Here is a 26,741-nt window from a genome sequence, read left to right as displayed (position 1 = left end):
AGGTGAGATCCTCGGCCTTGCGGGACGACGTGACGGGGGCGGTAACGCGATGGGTTTCGGCTTCGGGCAGCGGCGGGGTGGGCAACTGCCCGCCGAGTTGACCTCGTTCGTCGGGCGGGTGGACGAACTGGCGCGGGTGCGGGCCGCGTTCGCGTACGCGCGGCTCGTGACGCTGGTCGGGCCGGGAGGTGTCGGGAAGAGCCGTACCGCGTTGCGGGCCGCCGCCGGGCTGGGGGAACGGTTTCCGGATGGGGTGTGGCTGGCCGAGCTCTCCGCTTTGAGGGACCCCGAGTTGATCCCCGCCACGCTCGCCGCGGTCCTCGAACTGCCGGAGCAGTCCGGGATGGCGCCGCTCGACGCGGTCGTGGCGCATCTGCAGGGGCGGCGGCTGCTCATCGTGCTCGACACCTGTGAGCATCTCGTCGACGCGTGCGCCATGCTCTCCGACATTCTGCTGCGTGAAGCCGCGGACGTGTGCGTGCTCGCGACCAGCCGGCAGCCGCTGGACGTGCCGGGCGAGCACTGCTGTCCCGTCTCGCCGCTCGCGCCGGACGACGCGGTGGAGCTCTTCGCGCAGCGTGCCGCCGCCGTCGTGCCCGGGTTCCGGGTGAGCGACGCGAATCGGGAGCGGCTGGTGGCTCTGGTGCGTCGGCTCGACTGCATTCCGCTCGCACTCGAACTCGCCGCGGTGCGGTTGCGGGCCGTTTCGATCGAGGAGCTCGTGGCGCGGCTCGACGACCGGTTTCACGTGCTCACCGGAGGGCGGCGCACTGCTCTGTTGCGGCATCAGACGTTGCGTACCGCCATTGATTGGTCGCATGAACTGTGCACATCGGATGAGCAGTTGTTGTGGGCGCGGCTGTCGGTCTTCGCCGGGTCCTTCGAGCTGACGGCCGCCGAGCAGGTCTGCGGGGACGAGGCGCTGCCCGTGGGGGACGTGCTCGCCCCGCTGATCGGGCTCGTCGACAAGTCCGTGGTGCAGCGGCTCGGCGAGGACGGGAATCGTTATCGGCTGCTCGACACCCTCCGGGAGTACGGGGCCGAACGGCTCGCCGCGGTGGAGGGTGACGGGGGCGCGGCGCTGCGGGCGCGGCACTTCGCGCACCACCGGGACCTCGGGCGGCGCTTCGAGGAGGGATTCCTGGGCGCCGGCCAGCCCGAGCTGCACCGGGCCGTCCGTGCGGAGATGGCTGGGCTGCGGGCCGCGCTCGAGTACGCGTACGGGACCGAGGGGCGGGAGCGGGAGGGGCTGCGCCTCGCGGCGCGGCTGTGGCCGCACTGGCGGGCCTCCGGGACGCTCTCCGAGGGGGCGTACTGGATCGAGAAGGGGCTGGAGCTGGTCCCCGAGGACTGCTCGGAGCGGGCGTGGGGGCTGCTCGCGACCGGTGCCTTCGGCGTCTGGACCGCGGATCTCGCCACGGCCGTCGAGCGGATGGCGCTCGCCCGGGAGTGCGCGGAGCGGGCGGGGGACGAGGAGGTCGCGCAGTTCGCCGAGGCGTACGCCCACGGGCTCGCGGCGCTGTGCGGGGACGAGTCGGGGCTGGTGAAGCTCGCGGACGTGCGGCGGCGCATGGCCGAGAGTGACAACCGGCTGGGGCTCGTCGTGATGAGCTACGAGGCCGGGCTGCTGCGGGCCGTCCTCGGCGACACGGAGGGCGCCCTGGAGCTGTGCGCGCAGGGGCTCGACCTGCTTGAGGGGAGCGGGGAGCGGCAGGTCTACGGGTCCACGCTGCTGGTGCAGGGGCTGGTGCGGTGGCTCGCGGGGGAGTGGGAGGCGGGCGTCTCCTCGATGTGCCGGGGGATGGAGGCGGCGGGGGAGGTCGACGAGATCCTCGTCGCCGCGATGTGCTGCCATGGGCTGGCGTGGGCGGCGGCGCGCGAAGGGCGGTGGGTGCGGGCGGCGTGGCTTTTCGGGTACGCGGAGAACGCGCGGCGGCTCGGGGGTGATCCGATCGGCATGCTGCCGTCGCTGCTGGAGCGGCAGGAGGTTGTGCGGGCTTCTGTGCGGGAGGCGTTGGGCGGCAAGCAGTTCGACCGGTGGCATGCGGTGGGGGCGCGGTTGTCTGGGGGGCAGGTGTTGGAGGCGGTGCGGGGGGATGCGGATGTGCCTGGGCGGGAGGTTGGGCGGGGGGTGGGGGGTGATGTGTTGACGCGGCGTGAGCGGGAGGTCGCTGTGCTTGTCGCCCAGGGGCTGTCCAATCGGGAGATCGCTGAGCGGCTGGTCATCTCCAAGCGGACTGCGGATGCGCATGTGGAGCATATTTTGGCGAAGTTGGGGGTGGGGTCGCGGACGGAGATTGCGGGGGCGGCGGAGGTTGAGGTGGGGTAGGTGGGGGTGGGGTCTGCGTCTCGGGTGGGGTGGCTGGGGTTCGTCTGGGGGGCCGGGGGGCGCCTTTGGCGGGGCGCCTTGGGCTCGGGGGTTGGGCGGGGCCGTGGGGTGTGTGTGCGTGGTCGCTGGGCTCGCCTGCTGTTGCGTTGTGGGGCGGGGCCGTGGGGGTATGTACGTACTCGCTATCCCTGCGTCGCGCCTCAAGTCCAAAGGCGCCAGAGTGTGCTCGGTGCTCCGTGCGCACATACCCCCACGTCCCCTCCGGCCGGTTGCGCGACTGCGGCCCGGTGGGGGCTGTCGGCGCCCGGCCTCCACGTCCCCTCGGGTGCGTGTGCGGCTAATGGTCGGTGGGGGCTCCTGCGCCCAAGCCCTCCGGCGCCCTTGGGACGGTTTTGCGGCTGCGGCTGCGGCTGCGGCTGCGGCCCGGTGCCCAGCCCTCGCGTCCTCGGGACGGTTTTGCGGCTGCGGTCCGGTGGGGGCTCCTGCGCCCAGCTCCTCACGTTCCCTCGGGGGCGTGTGCGGATAACGGTCGGTGGGGGCTCCTGCGCCCGAGCCCCCGCGCCCTCGGGGCGGGTTTGCGGCTGCGGTCCGGTGGGGGCCATGGCGCCCAGTCCTCCGCGTCCCTCGGGGGGCCCGCGCCCGGTGGCCGCGGTTCTTGGCCGGTTCGCGGCTGTGGTGGTCCGGTGGGGGCCTGGGAGTGGGCAGCATTGCGCTGGGGTGGTTTCTGGGTGGGACGCCTGCCCTCGCCGACAAGGGCAGGCGTCCTTGGCCGGGCACGGGGGGTGGTGGGGTGGGTGCCTTGCCACGACAGACGTGGGGGAGTTGACCAGGTGCTGCCGACACCCCGGGCCCGCGCAGCCCCGTGAGCGGCGCAGGACCGAGTCTGGTGGGTGCGTTGCTGCTGCGGCATCGGTATGGCGGGAGATCGGGATACCGATGTGCGCCGGGTGGAGTGCGGGTCCGTATACCTAGCGGTGGGTGGTGTCGTAGCGGTCAGGTGACCGGGGCCTTCGCGCGGAGGACCGTGAGGAACTCTCGCATCCAGCCCGAGTGGTCCGTCCACGCGCGGGCCGAGACCAGGGTGCCGTCCACCACCACCTCCGCGTCCTGGTAGGTCGCCCCCGCCGCCTGCATGTCCAGCTCGAGCGCCGGGTACGCCGTGACCCTGCGGCCGCTCAGGCTGCCGATCGCGGCGGTGAGGAGCGGGCCGTGACAGATCTGGGCCACGGGTTTGTCCGCGTCGAAGAAGGACTTGAGGATCTTGCGGAGCTCCGGGTCGTTGCGCAGGTACTCCGGGGCCCGGCCGCCCGGGATCACCAGGGCGACGTACTGGCCGGGCTCGACCTCGGAGAAGGCGAGGTCCGCGGGCCAGGTGTAGCCCGGCTTCTCCGTGTACGTGTCGAAGCCCGGCTCGAAGTCGTGGATCACGAAGCGTAGTTTTTTGCGGGCGGGGGCGGCGATGTGGACGTCGTAGCCCTCCTCACGCAGTCGCTGGTAGGGGTAGAGGACTTCGAGTGACTCCGCCGCGTCGCCGGTCACTATCAGGATCTTCGCTGCCATCTTGCCGCGCTCCCCTCGGACGGGTGCTGCCGTTGTCGGCCGCCCCTCCCGCCAACGTGCCCGCGCGGTGGCTGTTTGCCAAGAGGGGATGGCGGGCGGGGGCACTGTGCAGAGTGTCAAAGTTCGACCCCCGCTTTTGTACACATACGGCTCATGACGGGTTCCGGGTGCGGAGCGATAGCCTTGACCCGTGATCAGCGCGATATCCCGCGGGGGCATGGACGCCCCCGCTCTGCGCCCGGGGAACACGGTGGACAACCGTGCCCGGGACCTCGCTGACGCTTCTTCGCGGTGCGGCCGACAGGGCCGGGTATGCCATCCGTCAGCGGAACCGCTGAAAATGGCGGAAAGCCGACCGCTCTTCCCGCACCGCGGCATAACGTCGAATCCGGCCGGAGACCCCGTGCCGCGGCGTTACGGCACATCACTTCCTTCTACGTCACGCAACGGCGCGCGACAGGAGTCAGAGGACAATGCAGACCAAGCTGGACGAAGCCAAGGCCGAGCTGCTCGCACGGGCGGCCCGGGTTGCTGAGAACAGCCCGGTCGGAGGGCGCCTACCGAGCGGTGCACCGACTGGGACGACGAGCGAGGCCACGCCGGACCAGGACATGGCTCTCGCGTTCCTCCAGCGCTACTACCTGCACACCGCCCCCGAGGACCTGGCCGACCGCGACCCGGTCGACGTCTTCGGAGCCGCCTTCTCCCACTTCCGGCTCGCCGAGAACCGCCCCCAGGGGACGGCCAACGTGCGGGTCCACACTCCGACGGTCGAGGAGAACGGCTGGACCTGCAGCCACTCCGTCGTCGAGGTGGTCACCGACGACATGCCCTTCCTCGTCGACTCCGTCACCAACGAGCTGTCCCGGCAGGGTCGCGGCATCCATGTCGTGATCCACCCGCAGGTCGTCGTGCGGCGTGACGTGACCGGAAAGCTGCTTGAGGTGCTGACCGAGGGGGCCGGTGGCGAGCGGCCGCACGACGCGCTCGTCGAGTCGTGGATCCACGTGGAGATGGACCGCGAGACGGACCGTGCCGACCTGAAGCAGATCACCGCCGATCTGCTGCGGATTCTCAGTGACGTACGGGAGACCGTCGAGGACTGGGAGAAGATGCGCGACGCCGCGCTGCGCATCGCCGACGAGCTGCCCGCCGAGCCGACCGCCGGGGACCTGCCCGACCAGGAGGTCGAGGAGGCCCGCGAGCTGCTGCGCTGGCTCGCCGACAACCACTTCACGTTCCTGGGCTTCCGTGAGTACGACCTCACGGACGACGACTCCCTCGCCGCCGTCCCCGGCACCGGCCTCGGCATCCTGCGCGCCGACCCGAAGCACGACAGCGACGACCACCACCCGGTGAGCCCGTCCTTCAACCGGCTGCCCGCCGACGCCCGCGCCAAGGCCCGTGAGCACCGGCTCCTGGTGCTGACGAAGGCCAACAGCCGGGCGACTGTTCACCGGCCCAGCTATCTCGACTACGTCGGCGTGAAGAAGTTCGACGCCGAGGGCAACGTCGTGGGGGAGCGGCGGTTCCTCGGGCTCTTCTCGTCCGCCGCCTACACCGAGTCCGTGCGGCGCGTGCCGGTCATCCGCCGCAAGGTCGCCGAGGTGCTGAAGGGCGCCGGGTTCTCGGCCAACAGCCACGACGGGCGCGACCTGCTCCAGATCCTGGAGACCTATCCGCGCGACGAGCTCTTCCAGACGCCCGCCGACGAGCTCCGGTCCATCGTGACGAGCGTGCTCTATCTGCAGGAGCGGCGGCGGCTGCGGTTGTATCTGCGCAAGGACGAGTACGGGCGCTACTACTCCGCCCTCGTCTACCTGCCGCGCGACCGCTACACCACCGGCGTCCGGCTGCGGATCATCGACATCCTCAAGGAGGAGCTGAACGGCGCCAGCGTCGACTTCACCGCCTGGAACACCGAGTCGATCCTCTCCCGTATCCACTTCGTGGTGCGCGTGCCCAAGGGCGGCGAGGTTCCCGCCCTCTCCGACGCCGATGTCGAGCGCATCGAGGGGCGGCTCGTCGAGGCCGCCCGCTCCTGGGCCGACGGCTTCGCCGAGGCGCTGACCGCCGAGTGCGGCGAGGAGCGTGCCGCCGAGCTGCTGAGGCGGTACGGGGGCGCCTTCCCCGAGGGGTACAAGGCCGACCACACGCCGCGCGCCGCCGTCGCCGACCTCCAGCACCTGGAGCAGCTCGGCCACGACGACAAGGACTTCGCGCTCTCCCTGTACGAGCCGGTGGGCGCCGCTCCCGGTGAGCGCCGTTTCAAGATCTACCGTGCCGGTGAGCAGGTCTCCCTCTCCGCCGTGCTGCCCGTGCTGCAGCGCCTCGGCGTCGAGGTCACCGACGAGCGTCCGTACGAGCTGCGCTGCGCGGACCGTACGCATGCGTGGATCTACGACTTCGGGCTCCGCATGCCCAAGACCCAGAACGGCAACGGCGACTACCTCGGCGACGACGGCCGCGAGCGCTTCCAGGAGGCCTTCGCCGCCGCCTGGACCGGTGCGGCGGAGGTCGACGGGTTCAACTCGCTGGTGCTGCGGGCCGGGCTCAACTGGCGCCAGGCGATGGTGCTGCGCGCCTACGCGAAGTACCTGCGCCAGGCCGGTTCGACGTTCAGCCAGGACTACATGGAGGACACCCTCCGCAACAACGTCCACACGACCCGGCTGCTCGTCTCGCTCTTCGAGGCGCGGATGTCGCCGGACCGCCAGCGCGCCGGGACCGAGCTGACCGACGGGCTCCTTGAGGAGCTGGACGGCGCGCTCGACCAGGTCGCCTCGCTGGACGAGGACCGCATCCTGCGGTCCTTCCTCACCGTCATCAAGGCGACGCTGCGGACGAACTTCTTCCAGACGGCGGAGAGCGGCAAGCCGCACAACTACGTCTCCATGAAGTTCGACCCGCAGGCCATCCCCGACCTGCCCGCGCCCCGTCCCGCGTACGAGATCTGGGTGTACTCGCCCCGCGTCGAGGGCGTCCACCTGCGGTTCGGCAAGGTGGCGCGCGGCGGTCTGCGCTGGTCCGACCGGAAGGAAGACTTCCGGACCGAGATCCTGGGTCTCGTCAAGGCGCAGATGGTGAAGAACACCGTCATCGTGCCCGTCGGCGCCAAGGGCGGCTTCGTCGCCAAGCAGCTGCCCGATCCGTCGGTGGACCGCGACGCGTGGCTGGCGGAGGGCGTCGCCTGCTACAAGACGTTCATCTCGGCGCTGCTCGACATCACCGACAACCTGGTGGCCGGCGAGGTCGTGCCTCCGGCGGACGTCGTCCGGCACGACGAGGACGACACCTACCTGGTGGTCGCCGCCGACAAGGGCACCGCGACGTTCTCGGACATCGCCAACAAGGTTGCCGAGGACTACAACTTCTGGCTGGGCGACGCCTTCGCCTCCGGCGGTTCGGCGGGCTACGACCACAAGGGCATGGGCATCACCGCCCGCGGCGCCTGGGAGTCCGTCAAGCGGCACTTCCGGGAGCTCGGCTGCGACACCCAGTCCGAGGACTTCACGGTCGTCGGCGTCGGTGACATGTCCGGTGACGTGTTCGGCAACGGCATGCTGCTCTCCGAGCACATCAGGCTCGTCGCCGCCTTCGACCACCGGCACATCTTCATCGACCCGACGCCGGACGCCGCGACCTCGTACGCCGAGCGCCGCCGCCTCTTCGAGCTGCCGCGCTCCTCCTGGGCGGACTACAGCAAGGACCTGCTCTCCGCGGGCGGCGGCATCTTCCCGCGCAGCGCCAAGGCGATCCAGCTCAACGCCCAGATCCGCGAGGCGCTCGGCATCGAGGGCAAGATCGCCAAGATGACCCCGGCCGACCTGATGAAGGCCATCCTCCAGGCGCCCGTCGACCTGCTGTGGAACGGCGGCATCGGTACGTACGTCAAGTCGTCGGCCGAGTCCAACGCCGACGTCGGCGACAAGGCCAACGACGCGATCCGCGTGGACGGCCAGGACCTGCGCGTCAAGGTCGTCGGCGAGGGCGGCAACCTCGGGCTCACCCAGCTGGGCCGCATCGAGTTCGCCCGCGCCGGCGGCCGCATCAACACCGACGCCATCGACAACAGCGCGGGCGTGGACACCTCCGACCACGAGGTGAACATCAAGATCCTGCTCAACGCGGTTGTCACCGACGGCGACATGACCGTCAAGCAGCGCAACAAGCTGCTTGCCGAGATGACCGACGAGGTCGGCCACTTGGTGCTCCGCAACAACTACGCGCAGAACACCGCGCTCGCCAACGCCGTCGCCCAGTCGTCGTCCCTGCTCCACGCCCACCAGCGCTTCATGCGCAGGCTCGGCAAGCAGGGCCACCTCGACCGGGGCCTGGAGTTCCTGCCGAACGACCGGCAGATCCGTGAGCTGCTCAACTCCGGCCGCGGTCTGTCGCAGCCCGAGCTCGCCGTGCTCCTCGCGTACACGAAGATCACGGCGGCGGACGAGCTGATCCAGACGACGCTGCCCGACGACGACTACCTGCGGCGGCTGCTGCACGCGTACTTCCCGAAGGCGCTGCACGAGAAGTTCCCCGAGCAGGTCGACGGGCACGCGCTGCGCCGCGAGATCATCACGACGGTGCTGGTCAACGACACGGTGAACACCGGTGGCTCGACCTTCCTGCACCGGCTGCGCGAGGAGACGGGGGCGTCCCTGGAGGAGATCGTGCGGGCGCAGCTCGCCGCCCGTGAGATCTTCGGCCTGAGCGAGGTGTGGGACGCGGTCGAGGCGCTCGACAATGTCGTCGCCGCCGACGTCCAGACCCGGGTGCGGCTGCACTCGCGGCGCCTCGTCGAGCGCGGCTCGCGCTGGCTGCTCAACAACCGGCCGCAGCCGCTCCAGCTCGCCGAGACCATCGGCTTCTTCAGCAAGGGCGTCGCCGAGGTCTGGGCCGAATTGCCGCAGCTGCTTCGCGGCTCCGACCTGGAGTGGTACGAGGGCATCCGCGACGAGCTGACCGGGGCGGGCGTGCCCGAGGAGCTGGCGCGGCGCGTCGCCGGGTTCTCGTCCGCCTTCCCGGCGCTCGACATCGTCGCGGTCGCCGAGCGGACGGGCAAGGAGCCGATGGCCGTCGCCGAGGTCTACTACGACCTCGCGGACCGGCTCCGCATCACGCAGCTCATGGACCGCATCATCGAGCTGCCGCGGGCCGACCGCTGGCAGTCCATGGCGCGCGCCTCCATCCGCGAGGACCTGTACGCGGCGCACGCCGCGCTGACGTCGGACGTCCTCGCCGTCGGCAACGGCACGTCCACGCCGGAGCAGCGCTTCAAGGCGTGGGAGGAGAAGAATGCCCCGATCCTGAGCCGGGCGCGGACGACGCTGGAGGAGATCCAGAGCTCGGACGCGTTCGACCTGGCGAACCTCTCGGTCGCCATGCGCACGATGCGGACGTTGCTGCGCACGCATTCGTGACCTCTGGTAGGTGACGAAGGGGGGCGCCCCGGGCCTTTCGGCTCGGGGCGCCCCCTTTGCGTACCGCGGAGTGCGAGGCGGGGGAATTGGTTGCCTGCGTGGCGCGGAATGGGTGATGAGATTCGCCATACCCATTCAATTCAGACATTTGGTCTAAGGTGGGTGAGATTGTCTGATGGCGGTGCGGGCAGCGAGGACGGTTCGCACGGCGCGGGCAGCGCGGGCATCGATGAGCACAGGAAAGGTCGCGGCAAGGCGATGACGGAAGCCATTCTGCTGGTCGGCGGGCAGGGCACCCGGCTGCGGCCGGTCACGGTCCACACGCCGAAGCCGATGGTCCCGGCGGCCGGGGTCCCGTTCCTCGCGCACCAGCTCGCCCGCCTCGCGGCCGCCGGCGTCGACCACGTCGTGATGGCCACCTGCTATCTCGCCGAGGTCTTCGAACCGTACTTCGGCGACGGATCGGCGTACGGCCTGGAACTGGAGTACGTCGTCGAGGACGAGCCGCTCGGGCCGGGCGGCGCCATCCGCAACGCCGCGGCACGGCTGCGGGGCGGCGGCGACGCACCCGTTCTCGTGTTCAACGGGGACATCCTCAGCGGGCTCGGCATCCGCGGCCTGGTCGCCACCCACGCGCGCCATGACGCCGATGTCACGCTCCACCTCGCCCGCGTCGACGACCCCCGCGCCTTCGGACTCGTACCGACCGACGACGACGGCCGCGTCCTCGCGTTCACCGAGAAGCCGACGACACCCGAGGAGATCGTCACGGACCAGATCAACGCGGGGGCGTACGTCTTCCGCAGGTCCGTGATCGACGAGATCCCGACGGGGCGTGCCGTCTCGGTGGAGCGGGAGACCTTCCCCGCGCTCCTCGCCCGGGGCGCCCATCTGCACGGGCAGGTCGAGAACACCTACTGGCTGGACCTCGGCCGCCCCGAAGCGCTCGTCCAGGCCTCCGCCGACCTCGTACGCGGCGTCATCGACTCGCCCGCGCTGCCGGGGGAGCGGGGCGAGGCACTCGTCCTGCCGGGCGCCGAGGTCGCGCCGGACGCCGGCCTCACCGCCGGCACCGTCGTCGGCGCAGGGGCCCGCATCGGGGCGGGCGCGGTCGTGCACGGCTCGGTCGTGCTCGACGGGGCGGAGGTGGGGGCCGGCGCCGACATCCGCCGGAGCCTGATCGGCGCGCGGGCCCGCATCGGGCGCCGCACCGTCCTCGAAGGCGCGGTCGTCGGGGACGACGCGCGCGTGGGGGCCGACAACGAACTGCGGACCGGGGCGCGGGTCTGGTGCGAGGCGGTGCTGCCCGACGCGGCACTCCGCTTCTCGCCCGACGTCCCCCACGCATCTCCGACCATCGAAGGGCTTGAGAAGTGACTGTGAACCTCCCCCAGGACATGTCGGAGAACCTCTCCGAAAGCCTCGCCGCCCGGCTCCCCGAGGCATGGGCCGCGACACCGCTGACCGTCGTCATGCCGACGTACAACGAAGCGGGCAGCCTGCCCGGCATGGCCGAGGCCCTGATGGCGCTCCCGATGCCGGGCCTGCGCCTCCTCGTCGTCGACGACTCAAGCCCGGACGGCACCGGCGACATCGCCGAACGCTTCGCCGAGCGGTACGGCAGCGCCCGCATGAGCGTCCTGCACCGCACCGAGAAGGACGGCCTCGGCCGCGCCTACGCGGCGGGCATGGCGCAGGCCGTCGCCGAGGGCGCCCACTACGTCCTGCAGATGGACGCCGACGGCAGCCACCCCGTCGCGAAGGCCGCCGAGTTGCTCGGCGTCGCCCTCGCCACGGACGCGGGCGTCGTCATCGGCAGCCGGTACGTCCAGGGCGGCACCCTCTCCGACGCGTGGGGCGCCCACCGCAAACTGCTCTCCCGCTGGGCCAACGCGTACGCCGGCACCATCCTCGGCACCCGCGTCCGCGACATCACCGGCGGCTTCAACCTGTGGCGCGCCGACGCCCTGCGCGCCATCGACCTCGCCTCCGTGGACAGCGCGGGCTACAGCTTCCAGGTCGAGATGAAGTACCGGGCGCTGCGCCGCGGCTTCGACGTCATGGAGGTGCCGATCCACTTCGAGGACCGCACGGTCGGCGAGTCGAAGATGAACCTGATGGTGCAGCTGGAGTCGGTCGTCATGCCGTGGAAACTGCGGCTGGACGGGAGAGCGGGCGGCGGGCACGGCGGGCACGGCGGCCGCGGCGGCCGCGGCGCGGGGGTGCGCGGATGAGCCCGTCGACCCTGCACGAGGCGCCGCAGGCCGCGCCGCCGGCCCCGAGGGCCCCCGACTCCGCTCCCGCGACTGCGGCCGCCGACTCCGCTCCCGCGCCCCGGCTCACCCTCGCCCGCCTGCGCAGGCTGTTCATGGAGCTCGTGAAGTTCGGCGTCGTCGGCGGCAGCGGCGTGGCCGTGAACCTCGTCGTCTTCAACCTCCTGCTGCACGGCCTCGCCTCGGGCCCGATGACGGCGACCGTGCTGGCCAGCTGCGTCGCCATGGGCACGAACTACCTGGGCTTCCGCTTCTTCGCCTACCGCGACCGCGCCTCGCGCACCAAGCGGCAGATCGCCCTCTTCTTCGCGTTCAGCGGGGTCGGCGTGGCGATGGAGAGCGTCCTGTTCTACGCGGCGTACCACGGGGCGGGCATGGATGGGCCGCTCGGCTCGAACATCGCCAAGGCGCTGTCGATCGTCCTCGCCTCCGCGTTCCGTTTCCTGGTCTACCGGACGTGGGTCTTCCAGCACGATGCGCGTCACCACTGAACCGGTCATACGACGGGCCGCCCGGACCGCGGCGGTCCTCGTCCTCGTCCTGCTGCTCCTCGTGATCGTCCGCCTGCCCTGGGCCGGTGACCTCGGCATCCACGCGGCGACGATCGAGCGGCTGCGCCACGACCTCCTCGACCCCGGCAACCCCCTGGTCGACGCCGACACCCCCAGCCCCTACTACTCGCCCTGGATGCTGCTGCTCGGCTGCCTGGCCAAGGCGACCGGACTCGGCACGTTCGGGGTGCTGCGGGTGGCCGCGCTGGTGGGCCTCGCCCTGCTGGCGACGGGTGTCGTGCACCTCGTACGCACCTTCAGCACCCGGCGGGCCGCGTCGCCCCTCGCCCTGCTCTGCCTGCTCCTGCTCTGGGGCCCGGCGCTGTTCAACTGGAGCGGTTTCCCCGGCCTCAACTCCCTTGCCCTGACGATCTCCTACCCGAGCACGTTCGCGCTGGGCCTCTCCTTCCACTTCTGGGCGCTGCTGCGGAAGGCCCTGCGGGGGCGAGGGAGAGGGCGAGGGCGAGGGAGAGGACAGGGGCGAGGGCGAGGACAGGGAGCGGGGTGGGGGGTCTGGCTGGGGCTGGGTCTGCTCTGGTCGGTCATCCTCCTCAGCCATCAGTTCACCGGCGTGGTCGCGTCGTTCGGGGCGCTGGCGATGGTGCTCGGCGCTCGGCCGTGGCCCACGCGGGCGCTGTCGCTGAGCCTGGCCGCGGGCCTGGGTCTTGGCCTGGTGGTCCTCGTGGCCTGGCCCTACTACTCCTTCTTCGGCCTCCTCGAAGTGGGCGGCCTGGAGGAGATACACCGCTCGCTCTACCGCCACCTGCTGCCGCACTTCGGCCTTGCGCTCGTCGGGGTGGCCGCCCTTGCGCTGCGTTGGCGCCGGGACCGCAGGGACCCGCTCGTCCTGTTCTTCCTCCTCGGCGCGGCGATGTTCGCGGCGGGCGGCCTGACCGGCCACTACTCGTGGGGCAGGGTGCTGCCCGCGGCCCTGATCCCCGCCCAGCTGGCGGCGGCGCTCGAGGTCTTCGAAGCGGGGCGTTCGGCGGGGCGTCCGGTGGGGCGTTCGGCGGTGCGTCCGGCGGTGCGTCCGGAGGGGTCTCCGGCGGGGTCTCCGGCGGTGCGGCGCGGCTTCGCGGGAGTGCTGGGCGTGGCGCTGCTGCTCGGCGCGTGGACGCAGGCCGGCACGCTGGGCTATGTGGTGCCGAGGGGCGCCCTGCCCGGCCCCGTGGCCGCCAAGTACAAGGCGCCGTGGGCGGGTTACGACTGGCTGGCGCCGCAGGTGAAGTACGGCGACGTGGTCCTGGCCAAGACCTTCCCGTCCCGCCAGATCCCCGCGTACGGCCCCTACACCGTCGCCCCCGGCTACCCGGACTTCTTCCTGCCGGACCAGGAGGAGCGGGTGGACGCGGTCCGCGCCTACTTCGCGCCGCACACGTCGCGGGCGGAACGCCTGGACGTACTGCGGCGGTACGGCGTGCGGTGGGTCGTGGAGTACCCGGGGGACGGGGGCCTGCGGGCGGACGATCCGGCGCTGCGGAGGGCGGGGGCCGGGTCCAAGGGGCAGGTGCTGTACGAGGTGCGGGGCTGACGTCGTACGCCCGTACGCCCCGTACGTCCCGCACGCCTCACGGGCCCTGCACGCCTCACGGGCCCTGCACGCCTCACGCGCCCCGCTCGCCCCCCCCACGACTGTGGTTCAGCCGAAGTTCCCGCGCCGGCCGTTGAGCGCCCCCCGCGGGAAATGGGCCCCGCGGCGGGGTCGGGGAGGCCGCTGTCAGCGGAACGCGGTCACGTTTCGGGCCGCCCAGTCCGCGAAGGAACGCGGGGCGCGGCCGAGGACCCGCTGTACGTCCGGGCTGATACGCAGCTCGGCCGCGTTCGGGGCGGCGAGGATGTCCAGGGTGTCGTCGGCGAGTTCCGCAGGCATGCTGCGGGCCATGGCGGCCTTGGCGTCCTCGCGGGTGAGCTCCTGGAACCGTACGGGTGAGCCCAGCGCGGCGGCGATGGCCTCCGCCTGCTGACGTGGCGTGATCACCTGAGGTCCTGTCAGTTCGTATACGCCGCCCGCGCGCCGGTCGTCCACCAGGCAGGCGGCCGCGACCTCGGCGATGTCCGCGGGGTCGATGACCGGCACCCCGGTGTCACCGAAGGGCGCGGCGACGACCCGGTCCGCACGGACGGAATCGGCCCACCACAGGGCGTTGGAGGCGAAGCCGCCCGGTCGCAGGACGGCCCAGTCCAGGCCGGACTCCCGCAGTGTGTCCTCCAGTTCACGCATCGCGATCCGTGTGGGGCCGTAGGGCCTGGTCGTCACCCCCAGTGTGGAGAGCAGCACGACCCGGCGGACCCCGGCGGCCGCGGCGAGCCCGATGACGTCGGCCGGTCCGGCGCCGGCCGCGTGCAGGTCGCCGGAGAGCAGCAGGAACAGTGCCTTCGCCCCGGCCAACGCGGGCTCCAGACCGGCAGGTTCGGCCAGGTCGGCCACCAGGTGGCGCACGCCGTCCGGCACCTCCGCGGCATGGCGCGACACCGCGGTCACCTGCTGACCTGCCTCGGCCAGCGCCCGCGTCAACGGTTGGCCGATGTTTCCGGTAGCTCCGGTCACCACAATCATGAACAGCTCCTTGTGCGTTGGTCCGTGCGTTGGTTCGTGTGTTGGTCCGTGTGGGCGTGACGCTAGGAGCGGGGACTCACTCTTGGTAAGGACATACCTCTGGGTAAGCTCCGCACATGACGGAAGGCGCGCAGTTCACACCGGCCGACAGGCAGGTGCCGTATGAGGTGTTTCACACCGACTGCCCCGCGCGGAAAGTGGTCGACCATGTGACCAGCAGGTGGGGCATCTGGGTACTGATCTCGCTGCGGAGCAACGACCTTCGCTTCTTCGAGCTGCGCGAGAGCATCCAGGGCATCAGCGAGAAGATGCTCGCCCAGACCCTGCGCGCACTGGTCGCGGACGGCCTGGTCTGGCGCCAGGTCGAGCCGACCACGCCACCGCAGGTCACCTATGGGCTCACCGAGTTCGGCCAGGGCCTCGGCGAGCCGCTGACGGACCTCTTCGACCGGATCACACGGCAGCTGTCACCGAGCGGCAGGGAGCCGGGCGGCGTGCAGTAGGGCGGTACGCAGTACCGCCCTACTGGGGCTTGGGGCCAGGTCGCCGCTCATGATTTCGGCACGGAGGTCCGCGGCGGTCCGCTCGTGCAGGGAGCGTCGGTCGGCGGCGCTGCCGTCGGCGTAGGGCACTGTCATCCGATCCTGATCTCGTAGCGCAGTCGCTGCCGGTGTGCGGGCATGAGCATCGTGTCGGCCTGGATCGGCCTGTCTTCGGCGTCCAGTGTGACTCTGTTCAGCCGAAGGACCGGTTGGTTCGGGCCCAGACGCAGGGTGTCGCGTTCGCCGGCGTCGGGCATGCGGGCGGTCACGTCCTCGCGGACGCGTACGCCGACGTGACCGAGGCCGGCGAGGAGCGTCACAGCTCCGCCGCGGATCTTGCCCGTCCCGGCGAGAGGTGTGCCACGGGCGATGGTGACGGGGAAGTAGGTGTCCGTCAGTTCGCAGGGCTCGCCGTCGAGTTCGATGATGCGGCGGCGGACGACGACCGGGTCTCCGGCGGCGATGCGGAGCAGGTCGGCGACGTCGTCCGGCGCCGGTACCTCGCCTGCGTGTGCGATGCGTTGGCTGCCTTTGCCTCCACGGGCGGCGGCTTCAGCACCCCAGGCGTCGGGCTGTCCCTCCCCGCGGGGCTTCAGATACGGCATCGAGGTGCTGACCCACGTGCTGTCGGAGTCGCTCACGGTGTCCTCCTGCGTGGCCGGTGAGGGGTGGCCTTGCCGCTTCACACGTTATGCGGAGCACACGCCGTGGCCGTCATGGCCGTACCTTGTCGCTCGCCCGTGGATCTGTGTGTGCCGCGCGGACCTTCGCCGTAGAGATCCTCACGGAGTGGGACGTCGCTGACCGACCGACTGGACGACGTACGGGTCTGTGTTTCCGAACTCGACATGCACGCTGTGTTGCACGGCGTTCCGGTGCGGGTGGGGGTGGGTGGGTGGGGAGGGGGCGGTGCCTGCGGGGTGGCGTCGAGGTGGGGCTGGGGTGGGGGAGCGGGTGGGCCCGCCCCCCGGGGGACTCAGCGTGCCAGGCTCGCCGCCAGGCGGGCCGCCCTGCGGACCCGGGAGCCCGCCTTCGCGCCCGCCTTGCGGGCCAGGGGGCGTATGACCTTCGATGTGACGCCCACCGGGGTCCAGCGGAGCTGGAGGCGGCCCGAGGCGCGGCCCTCCGGTTCCACCGTCACCTCGTGGGGCAGCGCGCCGCCCCGGTAGTCGACGCGGGCCCTGAGCGTGGGGAACGTGAGCGGAGCCAGGAGGAGGGACGTGTTGCGGAGCCGGCCCGCGGTCAGCTGGAGGACGGGGTGGCGGGCGCCCGCGAAGCCGTTGAGGGGGAGCGGGGCCGCCGTCAGGTCCAGACGTACCGTGCCCTCGAAGACGCCGGGGCGGACCGGGTCCAGGCGGAACGGGGTCTGCATGCGGCGACGGCCGGGGGCGAGCAGGAGCGTGGCCACCTGGGGGCCGACCGGCAGCCGCAGGCCCGGGTCGTACGTGCGGACCGTGAGGTCCACCGAGGCGCCGGGGCCCCGCTCCACGCGCGTGATCTCGTGGCGGAACTGGGCGCTCGCGAAGGGACGGGAGCCCAGGCCCAGGTCCGTAAGGTCGAGCTCCGTGCGGGAGGCGGGGGACTCGGGGACGTACGGGCCCCAGTAGACGTGGCCCGAGGAGTCCATCGTCGTCTCGCGCGGCGCCACCCCGTGGCCGAGACCGCGCGCCGCCAGCTGCGCCTCCGCGAGGCGGCCGTCCCGGACGAGCCGGAGTACCACGCGTTCGGCGCGGGGCAGGCGTGCGTACGCGCCGGGGGCGAGCTCCGCCAGGTACGGGTTCACGATGTCCGCGAAGCCCGTCAGCCACTCCTCGTCGCGGAACGGCAGGTCACCCGCGTACATCCGGAAGTCGTGCTTGAGGAACTTGTAGTCCTTGGCCTCCCGGAGCGCGGCCGTGTGTCCGCTCGTCTCCATGAAGTCGTCTATGAGGCGCTGGACGTGGATGCGGTCGCGTACGTTCGTCAGCTTGTGGCGCTGGTTGGAGATCGACGCCGACTCCGCCGCCTCGTAGGGGGCGATGTACCAGCGGTAGACGGGGTCGGGGATCACCGTGAAGGACTTCGCCAGGCAGTACGCCTGCGCCGAGAACAGCTGGTCCTCGTAGTGGATGCCCTCCGGGAAGCGGAGGTTGTTCCGGTCCAGGAACGTGCGGCGGTACATCTTGCTCGTCGACAAGTGCTCGAAGAACAGGCCCGGTTCCGCCTCGATGCCCTCCACCGTGCGCCGCTCCGCCACCAGGTGCGCCATCCACGTGGAGGTGCGGCCCGTGTCGACGCGGACCCGCTCCACCGCGCCCATCACGAAGTCCACGTCCCGTTCGCGGTGGGCGGCCAGGAGCAACTCGACCGAACGCTCCGGGAGTTCGTCGTCGCTGTCCAGGAACATCAGGAACGGGGCGCGCGCGATCTCGAGGGCGCGGTTGCGCGGCGCGCTGCAGCCGCCGCTGTTCTCGGGGAGGCGGAGGTACGTGACGCGGTCGTCCTCGGCCGCCAACCGCCGCGCCACCTCGGGGGTGTTGTCCGTCGAGTGGTCGTCGCTGATGACGATCTCGATGTTCTCGTGCGTCTGGCGGCGCAGCGAGGCGACGGCACGCGGGAGGCGTTCCGCGTCGTTGTAGACGATCACCGTGACCGTCACGTCAGGAGTCTGAGTCATCGCTGAGCCGCCTCCTCGGGCGTCGGTGCCGGGGTGCGCTCGTCGACCGGGGTGACGGGCGGCAGGGAGTCCTCGCTCTCGCCGAGGAAGACGCGGCGTACGACCCGTTCGGCCGCGCGCCCGTCGTCGTACTCGCAGAAGCGGTGGCGGAAGGCGCGCCGCGCCTTGGCGGCCGTCTCGTCGCGCCAGGCGTCGGAGGTGAGGAGCTCCGTCAGCTCCTCCTGCGTGCGCGCCACCTTGCCGGGCGCCTCCGCCATCAGGTCGAAGTAGACGCCGCGTGTCGTCGCGTACGTCTCCCAGTCGTCGGCGTAGATGACGATCGGGCGGTCGAGGTTGGCGTAGTCGAACATGATCGACGAGTAGTCCGTGATCAGTGCGTCCGCCGCGAGCGCCAGCTCCTCCACGGGGTCGTACGACGAGACGTCGATGACGCGGCCGCTCTTGCGCAGGCCGGCCAGCGGGGAGGCCGCGCCGCCGTAGAAGTAGTGGCCGCGGACCAGGAGGACGGTGTCCTCGCCGAGCCGGTCGGCGAGGGTCGCGAGGTCCAGGCGCGGGGTCCAGGCCGCCTCGTAGTCGCGGTGGGTGGGCGCGTAGAGGATCGCCCGTTTGCCCGGCGCGATGCCGAGCTTCTCGCGGATCGCGCGGATGTCGGCGGCGGTCGCGCTGTAGTAGACGTCGTTGCGCGGGTAGCCGTAGTCGAGGGACGTGTAGTGCGAGGGGTAGGCGCGCTCCCACATCTCCGTGGAGTGGCCGTTCGCGGAGACGCTGTAGTCCCACCGGTCGACGCGGGCCAGCAGGTCGTGGAAGTTCAGGCCCTTCGCGGCGGCCGGGTAGTCGAGCTGGTCCAGGCCCATGCGCTTCAGCGGCGTGCCGTGGTGCGTCTGGAGGTGGACCGAGTCCGGGCGCTTGACGATCGCGTTGGGGAAGTTGGCGTTGTTGACCAGGTACTTGGCGCGCGCCAGCACGTCCCAGTAGCGGCGCGTGCCGGGCACGACGTGGTCGGTGCCGGGCGGCAGCAGCGGCACGTTCACCGCCGAGACGACCCACACCGGGTGGATGTGCGGGGCGAGTTCGGCGAGCTTCGCGGCGATCGCCGCCGGGTTGCAGGCCACGCCCCGGTCCCAGTACGCCGTGAACACGGCGAGGTTCGGGTCGACGGGACGCTCCAGCGCCCTGCGATAGCGCAGGTCGCGGACCTTCACGCCCACCTTGTGCTTGCGCGCGACGACCGCCGACCGCAGCTTGCGCCGCTGCTGGTTCGCCGTCTGGAACGTGCGGTACTTCGTGTACGCGTCCTCTTCGAGGATGCGGCGCCGCACGCCTTCCAGGCCGCCGGGATGCCCGTGCCCCTCGGGTCGCCAGGTGACGGCCGCCTTCGACGCGCGGTGGAAGAACTCCCTGCGCACCGGGTCCGGCAGGTTCTCGCGGGCGACGACGCGCAGGCAGTCGCCGACCATCACGTCGTAGAGCGCGGCGCGCGGAGCCGTGGGCAGGCCGCGGTCGGCGGCGAGGCGCAGCAGCGACTCGTAGCGGTCGATGACGCCGTACCGCTCCTCGGGCGCGCCCTTCGGCAGGCTCTCGGCACGCAACTCCCTGATGTTCAGAGCCACTTGGTCGAGCGTGGCGACGCGGTCGGCGAGGAGCAGCGCGGCGTACGCGGCGAACGTCTCGTCGTCGACGGCCAGTTCGTCGCGGTGCGCGCGCCAGAAGTCGGCGCGCAGCACGCGGTTGCCGAGCAGCGGCGTGACCTTCAGGAGGTTCGGGCAGTCCGCGAGCGGCAGGTCGCGGCGGCCCTGCTTGGCGAGGTGTTTCCCGTCGGGGCTCGGCATGCCCTGGTGCCGCCACGTCGAGCGCACGTGGTCCACGGCGAGGACGTCCACGCCGTCCGGCAGGTCGGCCGCACGGTCCGTGACGGCGCGGGGCGCGCCCGTCGGCACGCTGTCCTTGCTGTGCACGAAGTGCAGCCACCGGCCGGCCGCCCGCTCGGCGCCCGCGGCGCGGGCCGCGCCGTCGCCCGTGCCCTCGGGCAGCGGGACGACGGTGACGCCGGGCCGGTCCGCGGCGGCGGCCTGCGCGGAGGCGCCGACCGCGGCGACGACCACCTCGACGCCGGGTGACGCCTGCGCGGCGAGGGCGTCCAGGCAGGCGCCGAGGTGGCCCTGCACGTTGCGGCCGTGGACGATGACGCTCAGCTGCGGCTCGTTCGGCATCTCGGTGTCCCCCTCGTGTGTGCTCATGCGGTGGCCGTCCCTCGGTGGGCGAGCATCCGGTCGACGACCCGTCCCGCGGCCCCGCCGTCGTCCAGGTCGCAGAACTCGGCGCGGAACGCGTCGTACGCCTGCGCGTAGGGCTCACTCGTCGCGTCGAGGTCCTTCAGCGCGGCGATCAGCTCGTCGGAGGTGGGCACCAGCGGGCCCGGCGCGCGCTTCTCGAAGTCGAAGTAGAAGCCGCGCAGCCGGTCGCGGTAGTGCTCCAGGTCGTACGTGAAGAACAGCATCGGACGGCCCGTCACCGCGAAGTCGAACATCACCGAGGAGTAGTCGGTGACGAGGACGTCGGCGATCAGGAGCAGGTCCATGATGTCCGGGTAGCCCGCGACGTCCCACACGAAGCCGTCGCCCGCGCCCGGCACCGGCTCCACGATGTGCGCGTGCGGCCGGACGAGGAGGACGTGGTCGTCGCCGAGCTCCGCGCGCGCCTTCGCCAGGTCGATGCGCAGGTCGAGCAGGAAGCCGCCGCGGTGGCGCTGCTTGTCCTCGCGCCACGTCGGCGCGTACAGGACGACCTTCTTGCCCTCGGGCAGGCCGAGGACGCGGCGCACCTCCTCGGCGCGCTTGGCGCGGTCGGGGGCGAGCAGCACGTCGTTGCGCGGGTAGCCCGCCTCCAGGAGCTCACCGTCCGTGCCGTTGCCGCCATCGCCGCCGTTGTCGCCGTCGCCGCCGAACCGGAAGGCGCTGCGCATGATCGGCGTGCTGAACCGGTTGGGGGAGAGCAGCATCGTCCACTGCTTGCGCTCGCGGTCCAGGTCCTGGAGGTACTGGGTGCTCGCGAAGTGGTCGTTGTCGAAGTCGAAGCCGATCCGCTTGAGCGGGGTGCCGTGCCAGGTCTGGACGATCTGCTGGCCCTCGCGCCGCTCCAGCCAGCGCGGGAAGTGCGTGTTGCCGACGATGTAGCGGGAGCGGGCCATCGCCTCGTAGTACTCGGGGCTGTGCACGCGGACCGCCCGCGCGGTGGCCGGGACCTCGCACTGGCCGTCCTTGACGACCCACAGGTGCTCGACGGGCAGCCCGCGGCGGACCATCTCCTCGTGGATGGCGCGCGGTGAGTCGCCGTACATGCGGCCACCGAACACGTCGTACAGGACGGCCTCGCGCAGCGGCTCGTGGCGGGCGGCCGGGTAGGCCTCGGTGCGCAGCCGGGTCTGGCGGTGGCGGCTGCGCTCGTCGGGGCGCAGCTCGGAGTGGGCCATCAGCGCCAGCTGGTCGTACTGGCGGGCCTGCAGCTCGACGCGCTTGCCGTGCGCCTCCACCTCCACGGGGAGGTCGCCGTGGACGGGCGGGGCGAGCTGGACGGCGGTGCGGGAGCCGTCCGGCTTCTGCACGGACGGCCACCAGAAGCCGGCGCGGAGCGGGGTCGCTCCGGCGTAGCGGTGGGTGGGGGCGGGCACGAAGCTCGCCTCGAACCGGCCGTCGGCGGCCTTCGCCGGGAACGTGTACTCGTGGCCCGACCAGGTCTGGCGGAGCACCAGCTCCAGGTCGTGGGCGCCGGGCGCGGGGTAGCTGCCGGTGAGGGTGACGGTGCCGTTCGGGCCCACGGAGACGTGGTCCACCAGGGGCTGGACGGGCTGGTCGCAGAGCTGGAGGTAGCCTCCCGGGCTGCGCCGGGCGTAGACGGTGCGGGAGCTGTCCCCCTGCGCGAACTGGGCCCCCGAGAAACCCTCGCGGTCGTCCAGGATGAGGGCGAGACGGGTGGACGGGGGCTCGGACCCGGATTCGGAGCCTGTACCTGTACCGGTGACGATCTCGACCGACATGTCCCAGCGGGCGATCGAGCGTTCCGCCTGGGTCGGGCGCAGGCGTTCGTGATCCTCGCGGACCTCCGTCAGGGCCGCCGTGCTCACGCGTGCCGTGAACGGGACGCGGCCGTCCTTCGGGACGTCGAGGTCCAGCGGCGCCGTCACGATCGTGCCGGACTCGCGGTGCCGCATGCGCAGCCGGGGAGCGCCGTCGGGTGCGGCGCGCAGGATGCCGCGTACGAGCAGGTCAGGGCCGTCGGCGCGGACTTCGAGGGCGCGTGCGTGCGCCGTCTCCACGCGGATCGCGAGCTCGCCGTCCCGGATCTGCGGGGCGACACGGACGTCCTCGGTGACCCAGTGCGCGGGCGGCGTCTGGCCGGAGCCCGTGCCCGCGCCGTACAGCGGGCCGCGCCGCGGCGTCGAGCCCGTACCGGCCACGGCGATCCGCACGTACCAGAGCCCGTCGACCCACTTGCCGCGGTGCCGCAGCCGCGCGGGGTTCACCAGCGCGCCGAAGCCCGCCCAGTCGGCGTGCCGGAACTCGGCGCCGGACGCCACCGTCGCCTCCGGGTCGAGGTGGCTGCGCGCGGGCACGAGGACCGTGCGGCGGCTGCCCTTCTCCTTCAGGATCAGCGACTTGAGCGCCTTGCTCCGCGACTCGGCGCCGATCTGCCGCGGGAACGCCCAGCCGGACAGCCACAGCTTGCCGTCGTGCCAGGCGGCCTCGTCGAGGCGGCTGCGCAGCCGCAGCTCGGGGTCGAGGCGCAGGACGGCGTCCGGGACGGGGTCGGTCGGGTCGAGGAAGGGGTAGTCGGCCTTGGGGTGCAGCGTGCCGGTGACGGGGATGGACCCGGGGTGCTCCTTCTCGAACTCCAGCTGGCCGATCAGCTCGTCCATGCGCCGGTGCACGGTCAGGTACAGCTTCAGCTTGTGCGGCACGTGCAGGGCGCGCACCGCGTCCTGGCCGATCTCGCGGACCAGGCGGCCCACGTGCTCCAGGAACGCCTCCTGGTACGCGGCGTCCGAGCCGGGGAGCACCTTCCAGAAGAGGGGGATCTCCTCGGCGAGGGCGTTGTTGTCGTAGACCTTCAGGTGCTCGGCGTACATCGGGTCGTCGTCGACGCGGGCGAGCATGAACTCGCGGACCATGCGGATCGACTTCACGCGGTCGATGAGGCCCTGCGGGTTGGTGCGGTTCTGCGTGATGGAGCGCTCGCCGATCTCGCGCTCGCGCCAGTTGTAGATGGGCTCGCTGAGCACGTCCACGGAGTCGGCGAGGTAGTGCGCGGGAACGCTGACGGGCGCGTCCTCATAGAGCATGGCCTCCGGGTACGCGAGGCCGTGCCGCTCCCAGAAAGTGCGGCGGTACACCTTGTTCCACGCGGTGCGGTCGGTGAGCAGCGGGCGGAACTTCGACACGTGCGTGCGCAGCCGGGTCGCCGCGAAGGGCACGCGGTGCACGGGCGACTGGACGTGTCCGGCGGAGCGGAAGCGGGTGACGTTGCCCGCCACGAAGTCCGAGCCCGTCTCGTCGAGCGTCTCGGTCATCAGCGCGTACGCCGTGGCGGGCAGGGTGTCGTCGCTGTCCACGAACGCGAGGTACTCGCTGTGCGGGGACATCTCCCGTACGCCCGTGTTGCGCGCCGCGCCCAGGCCCTTGTTCTCCTGGGATATCAGCCGGAACCGCGGATCGGCCGCCGCGTAGGCCTTCGCGATGACCGCGCTGCCGTCCGTCGACCCGTCATCGACCATGATCACTTCGAAGTCCGTGAACGTCTGTGCCGCCAGGGACTCCAGGCACTCGTCGAGGTAGAGCTCGACGTTGTAGACGGGGACGACAACACTCAGCCGTGGCTGCACGCGCACTCCTTCTGTTGCTAAACGCTCCCTAAGTGTAAGGATGGGCGTATTGATGCGACAAAAGGGATACGGACTCGGGCTTCGAGGTCAGCCCTTGCCGCCTCCCGTGAACCGCTCGTACTCCCTCATCACGTCCTCCGTGGGACCGTCCATCCGCAGCTCGCCGCGCTCCAGCCACAGCACGCGGTCGCAGGTGTCGCGGATCGACTTGTTGTTGTGGCTGACCAGGAAGACCGTGCCCGCGCGCTTGCGCAGCTCCCGGATGCGGGCTTCGGAACGCTTCTGGAAGGAGCGGTCGCCGGTGGCAAGGGCCTCGTCGATGAGGAGCACGTCGTGGTCCTTGGCGGAACCGATGGAGAACCGCAGGCGTGCCGCCATGCCCGACGAATACGTCCGCATGGGCAGGGTGATGAAGTCGCCCTTCTCGTTGATCCCGGAGAAGTCGACGATCTCCTGGTAGCGCTCCTTGATCTGGTCGCGGGACATGCCCATCGCGAGGCCGCCGAGGTGCACGTTGCGCTCGCCGGTCAGGTCGTTCATCAGGGCCGCGTTGACGCCGAGCAGGGAGGGCTGGCCGTCGGTGAAGATGCGCCCGCGCTCGACGGGAAGCAGCCCGGCGACGGCCTTGAGCAGCGTGGACTTGCCCGAGCCGTTGGTGCCGATGAGGCCGATGGCCTCGCCCTTGTGCGCGGTGAAGGACACGTTCTTGACGGCGTGCACCTTGCGTACGCCGCCGGAGTCGCTCCGTTTCAGGATCCGGCCGAGCGCGGCGGTCGCGGCGCCGCGACCCGCCGTGGCGCCGGCGCCGTGCACGCGGTAGACGATGTCGACGGCGTCCACGATCACGGTGGGGGCGCTGTCGTCCATGGTTCCTGTCTCAGCCACGGCCGTACGTCTCCTCTGCCTTCCAGAAGTAGATGAACCCGCCGACTCCGGCGAGCAGCGCCCAGCCCAGGGCCCAGGCCCACACGTGGTGCGGGAGCTGCTCCGCGCGGAAGGTGTCGATGAGCGCGAACCGCATCAGGTCGATGTAGACGGCGGCCGGATTGGCCTCCAGGACGGTCTGTACGACGCGCGGCAGGTGCTGGTCCCTCAGGACGGCGTCGATGCTCCACATCACCCCGGACCCGTACATCCAGGTGCGCAGCACGAACGGCATCAGCTGGGCGATGTCCGGCGTCTTGCTGCCGAGCCGCGCCATGACGAGCGCCAGACCGGTGTTGAACGTGAACTGCAGTGCGAGGACCGGCACCACCAGCAGCCAGGACGCCGTGGGCGGGACGCCGAAGCAGAGCAGGATCACGAGCAGCGCGCCCATGGAGAAGAGCAGCTGCTGGAGCTGTTGCAGACAGTACGAGATGGGCAGCGAGGCCCGCGGGAAGTGCAGGGCGCGGACCAGGCCGAGGCTGCCGGAGATCGCGCGCGTCCCCGCCATCACGGACTGCTGCGTGAAGGTGAACACGAAAACCCCGGTGACGAGGAACGGGACGTAGTCCTCGACGTCGCGCTTGGTGTTCATCAGCACGCCGAAGATGAAGTAGTAGACCGCCGCGTTCAGGAGCGGGGTCATCACCTGCCAGAGCTGGCCGAGCTTGGCCTGGCTGTACTGGGCCGTCAGCTTGGCGGTCGCGAAGGCGGTGATGAAGTGCCGGCGCTGCCACAGCTGCCGTACATAGGCGGGCAGGGAGGGTCGGGCGCCGCTGACGCTCAGGCCGTACCGGTCGGCGAGCTCGGCGGGGGAGAGGGGGGTCGTCGTGACGGGGGGCGGGGACGGCGGGGCTGCGTCGAGTACCTGGCTCACGTCCGTTGCTTTCGCTCGGGGAGGCGGGGAGGCTGGGGCGTACGTCGGGACGGGCCCGTATCGTCGCAACGCCGAGCGTAGGACGACGCGACGTCGGAACGCAACCGTATCGTCGTGACGCTTTATGCTGGTCGCATGACGACGAGCAGGCCACAGGGTGAACAGCCGCGCCGCAGGGCGCCCGCCGGGGCGGCCGTGCTCCGCGAGGACGTGACCGAGGCGATCCGGGCCGCCGTCTTCGAGGAGCTCGCCGCCGTCGGGTACGCGCGCATGTCGATCGAGGGCATCGCGCGCCGCGCGGGCGTCGGTAAGACGGCCGTCTACCGCCGCTGGCGGTCCAAGCTGCACCTCGTGCTCGACCTGGTGTCGGCGATAGCGGTACACGGTCTACCGGCGCCGGACACCGGCTCCCTGGAGGGCGACCTGCGACTCCTCTACGAGGTGACGTCGCGCGCCCTGCGCCACCCCGTCGCCTCCCAGGTCATCCCCGACCTCCAGGCCGAGGCGGCACGCAACCCCGAGATCGCGGAGGCGCTGCAGGAGGCGCTGCGGGAGGGGCAGCACGGGGTGGCGAGCGGCATCGTGCGGGCGGCTGTGGAGCGGGGCGAGATGCGGTCCGGCGTCGACGAGGACCTGGCACTCGACCTTGTCTCCGGGCCCCTCTACTGGCGCTCCGTGGTGGTACGGACGAAGCTGCCGAAGGGGTACGTGGGGAGGCTGGCGGGGGCTACGGCGGCGGGGTTGCGGGCGCTGTGAGCGGCACCGGCCGCGCGGTGCGTGAGGCACGCCCGGGCGCCTCCGCCCGAACCGCGCCTAGACGGTGCCTGCGCGGCGCTTGCGGGCCTTGAGGGCCAGTGCGATGCCGGCTGCCAGGGCTGTCAGCCCCGTCGGCACGCTGATGAGGGCCTGCTGGAGGCTGTCGGGGATGAAGATGCTGGCGATGTTTGCGGCGAGTGCGAGGAGGAGGACGAGCCAGAGGGTGGTCTTCATGCGGGAGGGGCTTCCTTTGCTGGACACCGAAGTTGATCTAGAGGTGAGTAGTCTGCCTGGTGGGGGCGGGGACGTTGGTGGGCCCGCGCCTCTGACGGTGACCGGGGCCGCCCGGTTTTAAGCGGATTGTGGCGCCTCCGGGCCGGCAGTAAAGGGCGCTCCTGCGTCGCGTCGGCTCCGCCGATTC

General features: G+C 71.5%; 17 protein-coding genes and 1 pseudogene. 8 read left to right on the top strand and 10 right to left on the bottom strand.

The window, feature by feature from the left end:
* The first annotated feature begins 49 nt into the window (after positions 1 to 49).
* Complete coding sequence (locus tag AB0N81_RS40465) at positions 50 to 2,329, top strand: LuxR C-terminal-related transcriptional regulator (protein WP_365367672.1); 2,280 nt, start codon at positions 50 to 52, stop codon at positions 2,327 to 2,329.
* Between the two features lie 993 nt (positions 2,330 to 3,322).
* On the opposite strand, the gene AB0N81_RS40460 is transcribed toward AB0N81_RS40465, so the two are convergent.
* The gene (locus AB0N81_RS40460) at positions 3,323 to 3,889 is read right to left on the bottom strand and encodes a DJ-1/PfpI family protein (protein ID WP_365367670.1); all 567 of its coding nucleotides are present in this window, start codon (positions 3,887 to 3,889) and stop codon (positions 3,323 to 3,325) included.
* A gap of 473 nt (positions 3,890 to 4,362) precedes the next feature.
* Here AB0N81_RS40460 and AB0N81_RS40455 point away from each other — a divergent pair, with 473 nt between their 5' ends.
* The 5 genes from AB0N81_RS40455 to AB0N81_RS40435 all read left to right on the top strand — a co-directional run bounded on the left by AB0N81_RS40455 (position 4,363) and on the right by AB0N81_RS40435 (position 13,664).
* A complete protein-coding gene (locus AB0N81_RS40455; RefSeq protein WP_365367668.1) occupies positions 4,363 to 9,309 on the top strand; it encodes an NAD-glutamate dehydrogenase in 4,947 nt (1,648 codons plus the stop codon).
* 258 nt (positions 9,310 to 9,567) lie between these two features.
* The gene (locus AB0N81_RS40450; RefSeq protein WP_365367708.1) at positions 9,568 to 10,686 is read left to right on the top strand and encodes an NDP-sugar synthase; all 1,119 of its coding nucleotides are present in this window, start codon (positions 9,568 to 9,570) and stop codon (positions 10,684 to 10,686) included.
* Positions 10,687 to 10,706: 20 nt separating this feature from the next.
* The gene (locus AB0N81_RS40445; RefSeq protein WP_365367706.1) at positions 10,707 to 11,543 is read left to right on the top strand and encodes a polyprenol monophosphomannose synthase; all 837 of its coding nucleotides are present in this window, start codon (positions 10,707 to 10,709) and stop codon (positions 11,541 to 11,543) included.
* Complete coding sequence (locus AB0N81_RS40440; RefSeq protein ID WP_365367666.1) at positions 11,540 to 12,073, top strand: GtrA family protein; 534 nt, start codon at positions 11,540 to 11,542, stop codon at positions 12,071 to 12,073. The genes AB0N81_RS40445 and AB0N81_RS40440 overlap by 4 nt, the downstream gene beginning before the upstream one ends.
* Complete coding sequence (locus AB0N81_RS40435; RefSeq protein WP_365367664.1) at positions 12,057 to 13,664, top strand: hypothetical protein; 1,608 nt, start codon at positions 12,057 to 12,059, stop codon at positions 13,662 to 13,664. Before AB0N81_RS40440 ends, AB0N81_RS40435 begins: the two co-directional genes overlap by 17 nt.
* Positions 13,665 to 13,850: 186 nt before the next feature.
* Here AB0N81_RS40435 and AB0N81_RS40430 read toward each other — a convergent pair whose 3' ends face one another.
* The gene (locus AB0N81_RS40430) at positions 13,851 to 14,690 is read right to left on the bottom strand and encodes an NAD(P)H-binding protein (RefSeq protein WP_365367662.1); all 840 of its coding nucleotides are present in this window, start codon (positions 14,688 to 14,690) and stop codon (positions 13,851 to 13,853) included.
* A gap of 116 nt (positions 14,691 to 14,806) precedes the next feature.
* Between AB0N81_RS40430 and AB0N81_RS40425 the strand changes: the two genes are divergently transcribed.
* Positions 14,807 to 15,193, top strand: a complete 387-nt coding sequence (locus tag AB0N81_RS40425; RefSeq protein WP_365367660.1) for a helix-turn-helix domain-containing protein — start codon at positions 14,807 to 14,809, stop codon at positions 15,191 to 15,193.
* Between the two features lie 30 nt (positions 15,194 to 15,223).
* Here AB0N81_RS40425 and AB0N81_RS40420 read toward each other — a convergent pair.
* The 7 genes and pseudogenes from AB0N81_RS40420 to AB0N81_RS40390 form a co-directional block, all read right to left on the bottom strand.
* Positions 15,224 to 15,328: pseudogene (locus tag AB0N81_RS40420) on the bottom strand (GntR family transcriptional regulator); the annotation flags it as partial.
* The gene (locus tag AB0N81_RS40415; protein WP_365367704.1) at positions 15,325 to 15,837 is read right to left on the bottom strand and encodes a UTRA domain-containing protein; all 513 of its coding nucleotides are present in this window, start codon (positions 15,835 to 15,837) and stop codon (positions 15,325 to 15,327) included. The pseudogene AB0N81_RS40420 and the gene AB0N81_RS40415, both read right to left, overlap by 4 nt.
* Positions 15,838 to 16,208: 371 nt before the next feature.
* Positions 16,209 to 17,888, bottom strand: coding sequence for a glycosyltransferase family 2 protein (locus AB0N81_RS40410; RefSeq protein ID WP_365367658.1), 1,680 nt, complete (start codon positions 17,886 to 17,888; stop codon positions 16,209 to 16,211).
* Positions 17,885 to 20,125, bottom strand: coding sequence for a CDP-glycerol glycerophosphotransferase family protein (locus tag AB0N81_RS40405; protein ID WP_365367656.1), 2,241 nt, complete (start codon positions 20,123 to 20,125; stop codon positions 17,885 to 17,887). The genes AB0N81_RS40410 and AB0N81_RS40405 overlap by 4 nt, the downstream gene beginning before the upstream one ends.
* Positions 20,122 to 23,763, bottom strand: a complete 3,642-nt coding sequence (locus AB0N81_RS40400) for a bifunctional glycosyltransferase family 2 protein/CDP-glycerol:glycerophosphate glycerophosphotransferase (RefSeq protein ID WP_365367654.1) — start codon at positions 23,761 to 23,763, stop codon at positions 20,122 to 20,124. The genes AB0N81_RS40405 and AB0N81_RS40400 overlap by 4 nt, the downstream gene beginning before the upstream one ends.
* Before the next feature lie 87 nt (positions 23,764 to 23,850).
* Positions 23,851 to 24,630 carry an ABC transporter ATP-binding protein gene (locus AB0N81_RS40395; RefSeq protein ID WP_365367702.1) on the bottom strand — a complete coding sequence of 260 codons (780 nt, stop codon included), beginning with the start codon at positions 24,628 to 24,630 and terminating at the stop codon, positions 23,851 to 23,853.
* Between the two features lie 10 nt (positions 24,631 to 24,640).
* The gene (locus AB0N81_RS40390) at positions 24,641 to 25,564 is read right to left on the bottom strand and encodes an ABC transporter permease (RefSeq protein ID WP_365367652.1); all 924 of its coding nucleotides are present in this window, start codon (positions 25,562 to 25,564) and stop codon (positions 24,641 to 24,643) included.
* 135 nt (positions 25,565 to 25,699) lie between these two features.
* On the opposite strand from AB0N81_RS40390, the gene AB0N81_RS40385 reads away from it, so the two are divergent.
* Entirely contained in the window at positions 25,700 to 26,320 is a 621-nt protein-coding gene (locus AB0N81_RS40385) for a TetR/AcrR family transcriptional regulator (RefSeq protein ID WP_365367650.1), read from the top strand.
* 57 nt (positions 26,321 to 26,377) lie between these two features.
* Here AB0N81_RS40385 and AB0N81_RS40380 read toward each other — a convergent pair whose 3' ends face one another.
* Positions 26,378 to 26,554, bottom strand: coding sequence for a hypothetical protein (locus tag AB0N81_RS40380; protein WP_365367648.1), 177 nt, complete (start codon positions 26,552 to 26,554; stop codon positions 26,378 to 26,380).
* Positions 26,555 to 26,741 lie beyond the last annotated feature (187 nt).

It is taken from the genome of Streptomyces sp. NPDC093510, assembly GCF_040683555.1.
GTDB lineage: Bacteria > Actinomycetota > Actinomycetes > Streptomycetales > Streptomycetaceae > Streptomyces.
This window is presented reverse-complemented; position numbering and strand designations above follow the sequence as displayed.

What these genes read in the sequence shown, in the direction of transcription:
- AB0N81_RS40465 (WP_365367672.1), top strand. Translation starts at nt 50, where the DNA reads ATGGGTTTCGGCTTCGGGCAGCGGCGGGGTGGGCAACTGCCCGCCGAG.
- AB0N81_RS40460 (WP_365367670.1), bottom strand. Translation starts at nt 3,889, where the DNA reads ATGGCAGCGAAGATCCTGATAGTGACCGGCGACGCGGCGGAGTCACTC.
- AB0N81_RS40455 (WP_365367668.1), top strand. Translation starts at nt 4,363, where the DNA reads ATGCAGACCAAGCTGGACGAAGCCAAGGCCGAGCTGCTCGCACGGGCG.
- AB0N81_RS40450 (WP_365367708.1), top strand. Translation starts at nt 9,568, where the DNA reads ATGACGGAAGCCATTCTGCTGGTCGGCGGGCAGGGCACCCGGCTGCGG.
- AB0N81_RS40445 (WP_365367706.1), top strand. Translation starts at nt 10,707, where the DNA reads ATGTCGGAGAACCTCTCCGAAAGCCTCGCCGCCCGGCTCCCCGAGGCA.
- AB0N81_RS40440 (WP_365367666.1), top strand. Translation starts at nt 11,540, where the DNA reads ATGAGCCCGTCGACCCTGCACGAGGCGCCGCAGGCCGCGCCGCCGGCC.
- AB0N81_RS40435 (WP_365367664.1), top strand. Translation starts at nt 12,057, where the DNA reads ATGCGCGTCACCACTGAACCGGTCATACGACGGGCCGCCCGGACCGCG.
- AB0N81_RS40430 (WP_365367662.1), bottom strand. Translation starts at nt 14,690, where the DNA reads ATGATTGTGGTGACCGGAGCTACCGGAAACATCGGCCAACCGTTGACG.
- AB0N81_RS40425 (WP_365367660.1), top strand. Translation starts at nt 14,807, where the DNA reads ATGACGGAAGGCGCGCAGTTCACACCGGCCGACAGGCAGGTGCCGTAT.
- AB0N81_RS40415 (WP_365367704.1), bottom strand. Translation starts at nt 15,837, where the DNA reads ATGCCGTATCTGAAGCCCCGCGGGGAGGGACAGCCCGACGCCTGGGGT.
- AB0N81_RS40410 (WP_365367658.1), bottom strand. Translation starts at nt 17,888, where the DNA reads ATGACTCAGACTCCTGACGTGACGGTCACGGTGATCGTCTACAACGAC.
- AB0N81_RS40405 (WP_365367656.1), bottom strand. Translation starts at nt 20,125, where the DNA reads ATGAGCACACACGAGGGGGACACCGAGATGCCGAACGAGCCGCAGCTG.
- AB0N81_RS40395 (WP_365367702.1), bottom strand. Translation starts at nt 24,630, where the DNA reads ATGGACGACAGCGCCCCCACCGTGATCGTGGACGCCGTCGACATCGTC.
- AB0N81_RS40385 (WP_365367650.1), top strand. Translation starts at nt 25,700, where the DNA reads ATGACGACGAGCAGGCCACAGGGTGAACAGCCGCGCCGCAGGGCGCCC.
- AB0N81_RS40380 (WP_365367648.1), bottom strand. Translation starts at nt 26,554, where the DNA reads ATGAAGACCACCCTCTGGCTCGTCCTCCTCCTCGCACTCGCCGCAAAC.